The organism is Pseudomonas sp. R1-43-08, assembly GCF_003852255.1.
Classification (GTDB): domain Bacteria; phylum Pseudomonadota; class Gammaproteobacteria; order Pseudomonadales; family Pseudomonadaceae; genus Aquipseudomonas.
In genome coordinates this window covers 321,374-332,666 of record NZ_CP027734.1, presented here as the reverse complement: position 1 = coordinate 332,666, position 11,293 = coordinate 321,374, and the positions used below count along the sequence as shown (strand labels likewise).

Below are 11,293 nucleotides of genomic sequence, written 5' to 3'. Positions count from 1 at the left end.
AGCCCAATTCATGGAGTGAAGTCGGCATATTCAGAGCGGGTCAAATCGACTCAGAACCAGGCGATCACGCCAGTTTCAACTTCACCCTTGTAGACCGTCTTGCCCACCCCCATATTGGGGCGACTGACGCGTGAAGGAATCCAACTTGAGCGAACTTCTCAACCGCCGCCTGGCTCTGCTCGGCAAGCGCGAACACCTCTCCCTGCTAGAGCACTGCCTGCATGGCATCGAGCGTGAATGCCTGCGCGTCACCAGCGAGGGCCGCCTGGCCCAGACACCGCATCCGGAAGCCCTGGGCGCCGCGTTGACTCACGAACAGATCACGACCGATTACTCGGAATCGCTGCTGGAGTTCATCACTCCCGCGCTGCCCAACCCGGCCGATACCCTGAGCTGCCTGGACAAGATCCACCGCTTTGCCTACACCAAGCTGGGCAGCGAGTACCTGTGGAGCCCCTCGATGCCGTGCCCGTTGCCGGCCGAGGAAGATATTCCGATTGCCTACTACGGCACCTCCAATATCGGACAGCTCAAGTACGTTTATCGCAAGGGCCTTGCCCTGCGCTACGGCAAGACCATGCAGTGCATTGCCGGTATCCACTACAACTTTTCGTTGCCGGAACAGCTGTGGCCGCTGCTCAAGGAAGCCGAAGGGTTTGTCGGCACCGACCGCGACTATCAGTCCACCGCCTATATCGCGCTGATCCGTAACTTCCGGCGCTACAGCTGGCTGTTGATGTACCTGTTCGGTGCCTCGCCGGCCCTGGACGCCGGCTTCCTGCGCGGTCGCTCGCACCAGCTTGAAGTGCTCGACGCCGACACCCTGTACCTGCCGTACGCCACCAGCCTGCGCATGAGCGACCTGGGTTACCAGAGCAACGCCCAGGCTGGCCTGACGCCGTGCTACAACGACCTGGCCAGCTACACCGACAGCCTGCGCGAAGCGGTGGCAACGCCCTACGCGCCCTATGTCGAAGTCGGCACGCACAAGGACGGTGAATGGGTGCAGCTCAACACCAACATCCTGCAGATCGAAAACGAGTACTACTCCAACATCCGCCCCAAGCGCGTGACCTATACCGGCGAACGGCCGATCCAGGCCCTGATGGCACGAGGCATCCAGTACATCGAAGTGCGCTGCCTGGACATCAACCCGTTCCTGCCGATGGGTATCGACCTTCCAGAGTCGCGCTTTCTCGATGCGTTCCTGCTCTATTGCGCGCTGAATGACAGCCCGCTGTTCGCCAATAATGAATGTGGGAATGCCACCTCCAACTTCCTCAGCGTGGTCAAGGAAGGTCGCCGTCCGGGCCTGCAATTGCAGCGTGAGGGCCAAGCGGTGGATATGAAAGAGTGGGCCACCGAGCTGCTGGAACACATCGCCCCCCTGGCCGCCCTGCTCGATGCAAGCCACGGTATCACCGAGCACAGCCAGGCGCTGGACGCGCAGTTGGCGAAGGTCAATGACCCGTCACTGACGCCGTCGGCTCAGGTGCTGGCAGCGATGGCCGAGCGCAAGGAAAGCTTTGCGCAGTTCTCCCTGCATCAGAGCGAGGTGCATGCTGAGTATTTCCGCAAGGAGCCGCTTCCCGCTGAGGAACAAGCGCGCTTCGAGGCACTGGCGCGTACGTCCCTGGCCCAGCAGGCGGAGCTTGAGCAAAACGAGGTGGGCGATTTCGATGTGTTTGTGGGGTCGTACCAGGCGAGTATTCTGGCGATCAGTAACTGATTAAACGCCGAAGCTGCTTTAAAAATGTGGGAGGGGGCTTGCCCCCGATAGCAGAGTGTCAGTCGACCGATCAGTGACTGATCCACCGCTATCGGGGGCAAGCCCCCTCCCACATTTGCTCTCTGTGCATTCAAATTCACGGTTACTTCTGCAACTAAGCTAATTCGAAAATGTTATTTATTTTCGGATTCTTAGATCATTTAGTCTCCTCACACGCCGACCCCCGGCCGCCTGATCGAGGAGCTTCCCTTTGAAACTGCTGACCCCCCTGCGCTTGCTGGCGGCGTTGTCCCTGGCCGGTGCCAGCCTGTTTGCCCAGGCGGCGGATGTGACCGTCGCGTACCAGACCACCGTCGACCCGGCGAAAGTCGCCCAGGCCGATGGCGCCTATGAAAAAGCCACCAATGCCAAAATCGACTGGCGCAAATTCGACAATGGCGCCGATATCATCGCCGCCATCGCTTCGGGCGACGTGCAGATCGGTTACCTCGGTTCCAGCCCGTTGACCGCCGCGATCACGCGCAACGTACCGGTGCAGACCTTCCTCGTCGCCACCCAGATCGGCGGCGCCGAAGCCCTGGTGGCGCGCGATGGTTCGGGGATCAACAGCCCGCAGGACCTGATCGGTAAAAAGATCGCCGTGCCGTTCGTGTCCACCGGTCACTACAGCCTGTTGGCCGCGCTGAAGCACTGGAACATCGACCCCTCGAAAGTAACCATCCTCAATCTCGCACCACCGGCCATCATCGCCGCCTGGAAGCGCGATGATATCGACGCCACCTATGTGTGGGACCCGGCCCTGGGCGTAGCCAAGGAAAACGGCAAGGTGTTGATCACCTCCGGCGAGCTGGCCAAGTTCGGTGCACCGACCTTCGATGCCTGGATCGTGCGTAAGGACTTTGCCGAGAAGCATCCGGAAATCGTCACCGCCTTCGCCAAAGTCACCCTGGATGCCTACGCGGCGTACCGCAAAGACCCACAAGCCTGGCTCGCCGACAAACGCAACGTCGACAAACTGGTGAAGCTCTCCGGTGCCAAGGCCAGCGACATCCCACTGCTGTTGCAAGGCAACGTCTACCCGCTGGCCGCTGACCAGGTGACCCTGCTGGGCGCACCGACCACCAAGGCCGTCACCGACACTGCGGCGTTCCTCAAGGAACAGGGCAAGGTCGATGCCGTGCTCCCAGACTACGCCCCTTACATCAGCGCCAAATTCATCACTAATTGAGGAGTTCATCGCGATGGCCTTGCTACAACTGGAGCGCATCAGCGCACAGTACCCAGGCGCTCCGGAACCGGTACTGGCGGATATTTCACTCGAGCTTGGGCCCCAGCAATTGCTGGTGGCCCTCGGCCCGTCCGGCAGTGGCAAAACTTCGCTGTTGAACCTGATTGCCGGTTTTGTCGAGCCCTCGGCCGGGCGCATCACCCTCGATGGCGTGCCGGTCAAGGGGCCCAGTGCCGAGCGCGGCGTGGTGTTCCAGGACGATGCCCTGTTGCCCTGGCAGGACGTACTGGCCAACGTCGCCTTCGGCCTGGAACTGGCCGGCGTGCCCAAGGCGCAACGTGAAGTGCGCGCTCGGGAAATGCTCGCGCTGGTGGACCTGGGCGGTTTCGACAGCCGCCGCATCTGGCAACTCTCCGGCGGCCAGAAGCAACGCGTCGGCCTTGCCCGCGCCTTGGCGGCCGACCCTCGTGTATTGCTGATGGACGAGCCTTTCGGCGCCCTCGATGCCTTCACCCGCGAACAGATGCAGGAGCTGCTGCTGCAAGTCTGGCGACGCACGGCCAAGCCGGTATTCCTGATCACCCATGACATCGAAGAAGCGGTGTTCCTCGCCACCGATTTGATTCTGCTGGCCCCCAACCCCGGCCAGATCGTCGAGCGCCTGCACCTGGACTTCGGCCAACGCTACGCGGCGGGCGAATCGGCACGGGCAATCAAGTCCGACCCGCGCTTTATCGAAACCCGCGAACACGTGCTGGGCAAAGTGTTCTCGCAACGGCAGGTGTGCGCATGAGCAGCTACGAACTCGCTGCCACGGCGGCCAAGCCGGTGACACACGCCGTCATTCCATTACGCCGCCGCGTGAGCACGCGCTGGATCAGCCTGTTGACCCTGTTGGCCTTGCTGGCTATCTGGTGGGCCGTGACCGCCACCGGTTTGATCGAGCCGCTGTTCCTGCCGCCGCCCTCTGCCGTGTTGCAAAAAGGCTGGTTGCTGGCGACTACGGGGTATATGGATTCCACCTTGTGGCAGCACCTGGGCGCGAGCCTCAGCCGCATCGGCCTGGGTTTGGGCTTTGCGGTGCTGACGGCCGTGCCGGTGGGCATCGCCATCGGTGCCAACCGTATGGCCCGTGGCATTCTCGATCCGCTGATCGAGTTTTACCGGCCGATCCCGCCGCTGGCCTATCTGCCGTTGATCGTGATCTGGTGCGGCATCGGCGAGCTGTCCAAAGTGCTGCTGATTTACCTGGCGATCTTTGCGCCGATTGCCATTGCCACCGCGACCGGCGTACGCACGGTCGACCCGGCCAAGTTGCGCGCCGCACAGTCGCTGGGCGCGACCCGGGCCCAGTTGATCCGGCATGTGATCCTGCCCAGCGCCCTGCCCGACATCCTCACCGGCGTGCGCATCGGCCTGGGTGTGGGGTGGTCGACCCTGGTGGCCGCCGAGCTGATCGCCGCCACCAGCGGCCTGGGCTTCATGGTGCAGTCGGCGGCGCAGTTTCTGGTCACTGACGTCGTGGTCCTGGGCATCCTGGTGATCGCGCTGATCGCCTTCGCCATGGAAATGGGCCTGCGCGCCCTGCAGCGTAAATTAGTGCCGTGGCATGGCCAGGCACACTGAGTGATGATGAATAAATGAGCAGCCTGACCGTTACCCCCCTAAGCATCGCGCTCGGCGCCCAGATCAGTGGCGTCGATATCACCCAGACACTGAGCGCCGAACAGCGCGACGCCATCGAACAAGCCCTGCTCAAGCATTCGGTGCTGTTCTTCCGGGACCAGCCGATCACCCCGCAGCAACAGGCGCGGTTCGCGGCGAATTTCGGCGACCTGCACATCCACCCGATCTACCCCAACGTACCGGAACAGCCCGAAGTGTTGATCCTCGACACGGCGGTCACCGATGTGCGTGATAACGCCGTATGGCACACCGACGTGACCTTCCTGCCCACACCCGCCCTGGGCGCGGTGCTCAGCGCCAAACTGCTGCCGGCGTTCGGTGGCGATACCTTGTGGGCCAGTGGGATTGCGGCTTATGAAGCGCTGTCCGAGCCATTCAAAGCGTTGCTCGATGGGCTGACTGCCACCCACGACTTCACCCAGTCTTTCCCACTGGAGCGCTTTGGCAACACCGCCGACGACCGAGCCCGCTGGGAAGAAGCCCGCCAAAAAAACCCACCCCTGTCGCACCCGGTGATCCGCACACACCCGGTGAGCGGGCGTAAATCGCTGTTCGTCAGCGAAGGCTTCACCACCCGGATCAATGAACTGGAATCGGCCGAAAGCGCGGCGGTTCTCAAACTATTGTTCGCCCATGCCACACGCCCGGAATTCACCATCCGCTGGCGCTGGCAGGAAAATGACGTGGCGTTCTGGGACAACCGCGTGACCCAGCATTACGCGGTGGATGACTACCGGCCGCAGCGGCGCGTGATGCATCGGGCAACCATCCTGGGCGATGTGCCGTTCTGAGTCATACACACTTCAAGCAACACTGAGGACCAAATGTGGGAGGGGGCTTGCTCCCGATAGCGGTGGGTCAGTCACTGTATCTATTGACTGATCCACTGCCATCGGGAGCAAGCCCCCTCCCACACTTTTAACCCAGTTGTGTCAGGTCATTCAGCGGTGGATGGTTTTTCCCACAAGTTGATCCCACCTTCCTGGGCAAACCGATCGATCTCCGCCAGTTCCTCCGCGCTGAAACTCAGGTTCTTCAACGCCCCGACGTTCTCGATGATCTGCTCCGGCCGGCTGGCACCGATCAGCGCGCTGGTCACCCGTGGATCACGCAGGGTCCAGGCCAGCGCCATTTGCGCCAGGCTCTGGCCACGACGCTGGGCGATTTCGTTGAGGGCGCGAACATGGGCAATGTTGGCGTCGGACAGGTGCTTGGCCTGCAGCGAGCCACCACCCGGGCGGTTAACTCGTGCGTCGGCCGGCACACCGTTGAGGTACTTGTCGGTGAGCAAACCCTGGGCCAACGGTGTGAACGCAATCACCCCGGCGCCGAGCTCTTCGGTGGTGTCGAGCAGGTCTTTTTCCACCCAGCGGTTGAGCAGGTTGTAGGCCGGCTGGTGAATCAACAGCGGCACTTTCCACTCGTTGAGCAGCGCTGCCATCTCACGGGTTTTTACGCCGGAGTAGGACGAGATACCGATGTACAACGCCTTGCCCTGCTGCACGGCGGTGGCCAGCGCACTAGCGGTTTCTTCCAGCGGCGTGTCGGCGTCGAAACGGTGCGAATAGAAAATATCCACATAGTCGACGCCCAGGCGTTGCAGGCTCTGGTCCAGGCTCGCCAGCACGTATTTACGCGAACCGCCGCCCTGGCCATAGGGGCCGGGCCACATGTCCCAGCCGGCCTTGCTGGAGATGATCAGCTCGTCGCGGTAGTGCTTGAAGTCTTCGCGCAGCAACCGGCCGAAGTTGATCTCGGCGCTGCCGTAGGGCGGGCCGTAGTTATTGGCCAGGTCGAAGTGGTTGATGCCTGAGTCGAATGCGGTGCGCAGCAGGGCACGCTGGGTGGCGATCGGGGTGCTGTCGCCAAAGTTGTGCCACAACCCCAGGGACAGTGCCGGCAGCACCAATCCACTGCGGCCTACGCGGCGATAAGGGATAGATTCATAGCGGTTTTCGGCAGCAATGTACGTCATCGAATCCTCTCTAGGCTTGGGGCAAACAAGGCCTGGGAATAAGGTTATTCCCAGGCCTTTCAGCCCGCTGAATCGCTTAAGTCTGCCTTTCCCTTTTACAGCAAAGACCTACTTGAGAGGAACGGTGCGCCGTACGTTTTCTCAGCGCACCAGGTGCAGGAACTGCAGGTGCCGCTCGTACTGGTCGAGGATGTCGTTGATGATCTGCTCCTTGGTGTAGCCCACCAGGTCGTAGTCCTGGCTGCCCTCACGCAAGTGCACTTCCGCCCGATAATAGCGGCGATTGTTGAGCTGTTTGGACCCCATGCCGCCGCGCGCAAATGAAGGCGTGAAATAGCCGCGCATCTGCACCTGGTAAACAAACGGATGCTCTTCGCCGTGGCCGATTTCCAGGCTGACGCTGTCGTTGGACGGGTCGGGCTGGGTGACGACGTTGAGGCCTTTTTCGACAAACACCGCCGTCACTTCTTCGATCGCCGGACGTACCGTGGTCTCAAGGAAGCGGTACACCTCATCCCGCGACGGGAAATGCACGGCCTGACTCAAACGCTGGCGCCAACCGCCCGTGCCCTTGCGTGAGCCCGACACCGGCGCCAACGAATGCAACTGCGCGATCTGCTTTTGCGATTCAAGGTAGAACGCCTTGTGCAGCCCCCACATCATCAGCAACAGGATCAGCGAGAACGGCAGCGAAGTCAGCACCACCGCGGACTTCAACGAATCGATACTGCCGGCAAACAGCAAGGCGCTGGTGACCAGGGCGGTCATTGCGCCCCAGAACACGCGCAGCCATTTCGGTCCGTCTTCATCGGCGTTGCCGCCCTTGGACGACAGGGTCGACAGCACCACGGTGCCGGAATCGGCCGAGGTCACGAAGAACACAAAGCTGATGAACACCGTGACCGCAATCACGGTTTTGCTCCACGGGTAGGTTTCCAGCAGCAGGTACAGGCTCATCGACGGTTCATCGATGGCGGACTGGCCCAGCGCGGTCATGCCGTGGTTGAGCACCTGGTCGATGGCGCTGTTGCCGAAGATCGACATCCACGCCAGGGTGAAACCCAGCGGGATCAGCAGCACGCCAAACACGAATTCACGGATGGTGCGGCCACGGGAAATGCGTGCGATGAACAGGCCCACGAACGGCGACCATGCGATCCACCAGGCCCAGTAGAACACCGTCCAGCCACCCAGCCAGTCGCTGGGTTTGTCGTAGGCGTACACATCGAAACTCTTGGTCGGCAAGGCGCCCAGGTAGTCCCCGATGTTCTGGATCAAGGTGTTGAGCAAATGCTGGGTGGGCCCGGCAAACAACACAAACAGCAGCAGCGCGCAGGCCAGCAGCATGTTGATGTCGGACATCACCCGCACGCCCTTGTCGACACCGGCCACGGCGACGATGATCGCCGCGCCCATCATCAAGGTGATCAAGCCCACCTGGATCCACTGCGTATGGGCAATACCGAACAGGTAATCCAGGCCGGAATTGAGGTGCAGCACGCCAAAGCCCATGTCGGCGCCCAGGCCGAACACCGTGGCGATGATGCCGAAGCCATCCACCGCGTAACCGATCGGGCCATTGATGCGCTTGCCGATCAATGGGTACAGCGCCGAACGCAGCGCCAGCGGCAGGTTATGCCGGTAGGCGAAGTACGCCAGGGCCATGCCGACAAACGCGAACACGCCCCAGCCGTGCAGGCCCCAGTGCAGGAACAGGATCTGCATGGCCTGGCGCGCCGCATCGGCATTCAGCGCCTCGCCCTGGGGCGGTTGCACCAGGTGGGTCAACGGCTCGGACACGCAAAAGAAGAACAGCGTGATGCTGATCCCGGCGGCGAACAGCATGCCGGCCCAGGACAGGTAACTGAATTCGGGCTCGTCGTGGTCGGCACCGAGTTTTATCTTGCCGTAGCCCGATAACGCGGTGACCACCACGAAGACCAGATACAGGGTCATCGCCAGCATGTAGTACCAGCCGACCGTATTGGCCGCCCAGTTTTGCGCCGCCAGCAGCCAGGCACCGGCCTGTTGCGGGATAGCGATGACAGTGATGCCGAACAGCAGAATAGCCGTGGCAGCAAAGTAGAAGACGGGCGCATTCATGTGCACCTGACCGCTGGACGGGGTAGACGATGCACTCATGAACCATGCACCCCCGAGGTGTGAAATGTGGCTGTCAATAACGGACTCAGCAAAGGTAAGCCTCCTGTTGTGAGCGGGCAGCGAACCACCGGTTTAACTTGAACGAACGTTCAAGTTAAACATGGATAGGCGGTTTGGGACTAATTTCGGGGCCGAGTGGTAGGTGATTCCTACACTAGCTTAGGGATTGGTATGACGCGTGAGGACCGGAATTCGTTCAGCAATGACGGGATGATTTTGGAATGCAGTCAAACATGTGGGAGGGGGCTTGCTCCCGATAGCAGTAGGTCAGCCAACACAGGTATTGGCTGATCCACCGCTATCGGGAGCAAGCCCCCTCCCACAGGGGATTTGTGCAGATTCCTTACTTTTGCGCACCATCATCATGCTGCAGATTGGCCTGGGTAATATTCGCCCCGGCCGGCACGCTGCGGGTCAGCCACACATTACCGCCAATGGTCGAACCCTGGCCGATGGTAATCCGCCCCAGAATCGTCGCGCCGGCGTAGATCACCACGTCATCCTCAACGATAGGGTGACGCGGATGGCCTTTCTGCAATTGCCCATCTTCATCCGCCGGGAAGCGCTTGGCGCCCAAGGTCACCGCCTGGTAGATGCGCACGCGCTCACCGATGATCGCCGTCTCGCCAATCACCACGCCGGTCCCGTGGTCGATGAAGAAACTCGGGCCGATCTGCGCGCCGGGGTGGATATCGATACCGGTGGCCGAATGAGCGATTTCCGCGCTGATCCGCGCCAGCAAGGGCAAACCGGCGCGGTATAGATGATGGGCCAGACGATGGTGAATCACCGCCAGGATGCCGGGGTAGCACAGCAGCACCTCATCCACGCTGCGCGCGGCCGGGTCTCCGTGGTAGGCGGCCAGTACGTCGGTATCCAGCAGGCTGCGCAACGCCGGCAAGGCCAGGGCGAAATCCTGGATCAGGCGAATGGCCTGGGCGTCGACCTCACGGTCATCCTGGCCGCCCTGGCGCGCGGCGTAGCGCAGCTCCAGGCGGGCCTGGGCGAGCAAGGCGTTAAGGGCGACGTCGAGGGTATGCCCGACGTAGAAGTCTTCACTTTCTTCGCGCAGGTCCACCGGGCCCAGGCGCATCGGGAACAGTGCGCCGCACAAGGCTTCGAGAATCTGCGCCACCGCCTGGCGAGACGGTAGTTCGCGGCCTCCATGTTCGCCACTCAAGCGGCCATTGCGCGTTCGCCACTGGTCCCGGGCGCTGCGCAGTTGGCTGACAATGGTCTGCAGTTGCCAATGGCTGGAACGCTCACTCACGGTATTCACTCCTGACGAAATGGCCTCACTTTACGGTATGGCCCTGGCAGCGCTTAAGAACCAATGGTGTGAGGCTAAGAACCATCTGACATAAGCGATTGGCGGTTGCCCGATGAAAAGTGCCTGCCTATAGTCGCCCCATCACTCAGCCACCGTGCATAGCCATGATCAAACAACAGCTCGACCGCTTTAACCGTCTGGAACTGTTGGGCGGCGCCACCGCCCTGGAAAAACTCGAGCGGCTGTCGGCCTGGCTGGGCAGGGATATCTACGTCAAGCGCGACGACACCACCCCACTGGCCATGGGTGGCAATAAATTGCGCAAACTTGAATACCTCGCCGCTGACGCCATCGCCCAGGGCGCCGATACCCTGGTCACCGCCGGCGCTATCCAGTCCAACCATGTGCGCCAGACCGCCGCGCTGGCCGCCAGGCTCGGCCTGGGCTGCGTCGCCCTGCTGGAAAACCCCACCGGCACCGAAGACCCCAACTATCTGGGCAACGGCAACCGCCTGTTGCTGGAGCTGTTCGACGCCAAGGTGGAGCGGGTAGAAAACCTCGACCATGCCGACGACCAACTCAACGCCCTCGCCGACCGCCTGCGCAGCAACGGCAAGAAGCCCTACCTGGTGCCTATCGGCGGCTCGAATGCCCTCGGTGCGTTGGGGTATGTGCGCGCGGGCCTGGAGCTGGCGGCGCAGATCGAAGACAGCGGCCTCGACTTTGCGGCGGTGGTACTGGCCTCCGGCAGCGCAGGCACCCACAGCGGCCTGGCACTGGCGTTGAGCGAAGCGCTGCCGAACCTGCCGGTGATCGGCGTCACCGTGTCGCGCACCGACGAAGCCCAACGTCCGAAAGTGCAAGGCCTGGCCGAGCGCACGGCCGAGCTGCTCGGCATGCAGGTGCCGGAAGCCTTCAAGGTGATCCTGTGGGACGAATACTTCGGCCCGCGTTATGGCGAGCCGAATGCGGGTACGTTGTCGGCGATCAAACTTCTGGCCAGCCAGGAAGGTCTGTTGCTCGACCCGGTCTACACGGGCAAGGCCATGGCCGGCCTGCTGGACGGTATCGGGCGCCAGCGGTTCGCAGACGGGCCGATCATTTTCCTGCATACCGGCGGGGCGCCGGCGTTGTTTGCTTATGACTCAGTATTTAACTGACCAGATGCTGTCAGTGTGGGAGGGGGCTTGCCCCCGATAGCAGTGGGTCAGCCAGCACATGTGTTGGCTGGTGCACCGCTAT

9 protein-coding genes are annotated in these 11,293 nt (G+C 61.8%); 6 read left to right on the top strand and 3 right to left on the bottom strand.

Features of this window, described 5'->3' with window-relative positions; genetic code table 11:
* Positions 1-145 precede the first annotated feature (145 nt).
* The 5 genes from gshA (at position 146) to tauD (ending at position 5,434) form a co-directional block, all read left to right on the top strand.
* Entirely contained in the window at positions 146-1,729 is a 1,584-nt protein-coding gene (gene gshA / locus C4J87_RS01315; RefSeq protein ID WP_124365424.1) for a glutamate--cysteine ligase, read from the top strand.
* A 250-nt stretch (positions 1,730-1,979) separates the two neighbouring features.
* Positions 1,980-2,957: a taurine ABC transporter substrate-binding protein gene (gene tauA, locus C4J87_RS01310; protein ID WP_124365423.1), complete on the top strand. Its 978-nt coding sequence runs from the start codon at positions 1,980-1,982 to the stop codon at positions 2,955-2,957.
* Between the two features lie 13 nt (positions 2,958-2,970).
* Positions 2,971-3,750, top strand: coding sequence for a taurine ABC transporter ATP-binding subunit (tauB, locus tag C4J87_RS01305; protein ID WP_124360790.1), 780 nt, complete (start codon positions 2,971-2,973; stop codon positions 3,748-3,750).
* Positions 3,747-4,583, top strand: a complete 837-nt coding sequence (gene tauC / locus C4J87_RS01300) for a taurine ABC transporter permease TauC (RefSeq protein ID WP_124365422.1) — start codon at positions 3,747-3,749, stop codon at positions 4,581-4,583. Before tauB ends, tauC begins: the two co-directional genes overlap by 4 nt.
* A 14-nt stretch (positions 4,584-4,597) precedes the next feature.
* Positions 4,598-5,434 carry a taurine dioxygenase gene (gene tauD / locus C4J87_RS01295; RefSeq protein WP_124365421.1) on the top strand — a complete coding sequence of 279 codons (837 nt, stop codon included), beginning with the start codon at positions 4,598-4,600 and terminating at the stop codon, positions 5,432-5,434.
* Positions 5,435-5,580: 146 nt separating this feature from the next.
* Here tauD and mgrA read toward each other — a convergent pair whose 3' ends face one another.
* From mgrA to epsC, 3 genes are all read right to left on the bottom strand, one after another.
* A complete protein-coding gene (gene mgrA, locus C4J87_RS01290) occupies positions 5,581-6,618 on the bottom strand; it encodes an L-glyceraldehyde 3-phosphate reductase (protein WP_124365420.1) in 1,038 nt (345 codons plus the stop codon).
* Between the two features lie 141 nt (positions 6,619-6,759).
* A complete protein-coding gene (gene betT / locus C4J87_RS01285) occupies positions 6,760-8,721 on the bottom strand; it encodes a choline transporter BetT (protein ID WP_164487677.1) in 1,962 nt (653 codons plus the stop codon).
* A 403-nt stretch (positions 8,722-9,124) separates the two neighbouring features.
* Positions 9,125-10,051, bottom strand: a complete 927-nt coding sequence (epsC, locus tag C4J87_RS01280) for a serine O-acetyltransferase EpsC (RefSeq protein WP_124360785.1) — start codon at positions 10,049-10,051, stop codon at positions 9,125-9,127.
* Positions 10,052-10,215: 164 nt separating this feature from the next.
* Here epsC and C4J87_RS01275 point away from each other — a divergent pair, with 164 nt between their 5' ends.
* Entirely contained in the window at positions 10,216-11,211 is a 996-nt protein-coding gene (locus tag C4J87_RS01275) for a D-cysteine desulfhydrase (RefSeq protein ID WP_124365418.1), read from the top strand.
* The last annotated feature ends 82 nt before the right edge of the window (positions 11,212-11,293 follow it).

Excerpts from the sequence above, each read along its gene's own strand:
- betT (WP_164487677.1), bottom strand. The coding sequence starts at position 8,721 with ATGAATGCGCCCGTCTTCTACTTTGCTGCCACGGCTATTCTGCTGTTC.
- mgrA (WP_124365420.1), bottom strand. The coding sequence starts at position 6,618 with ATGACGTACATTGCTGCCGAAAACCGCTATGAATCTATCCCTTATCGC.
- tauD (WP_124365421.1), top strand. The coding sequence starts at position 4,598 with ATGAGCAGCCTGACCGTTACCCCCCTAAGCATCGCGCTCGGCGCCCAG.
- tauB (WP_124360790.1), top strand. The coding sequence starts at position 2,971 with ATGGCCTTGCTACAACTGGAGCGCATCAGCGCACAGTACCCAGGCGCT.
- tauC (WP_124365422.1), top strand. The coding sequence starts at position 3,747 with ATGAGCAGCTACGAACTCGCTGCCACGGCGGCCAAGCCGGTGACACAC.
- C4J87_RS01275 (WP_124365418.1), top strand. The coding sequence starts at position 10,216 with ATGATCAAACAACAGCTCGACCGCTTTAACCGTCTGGAACTGTTGGGC.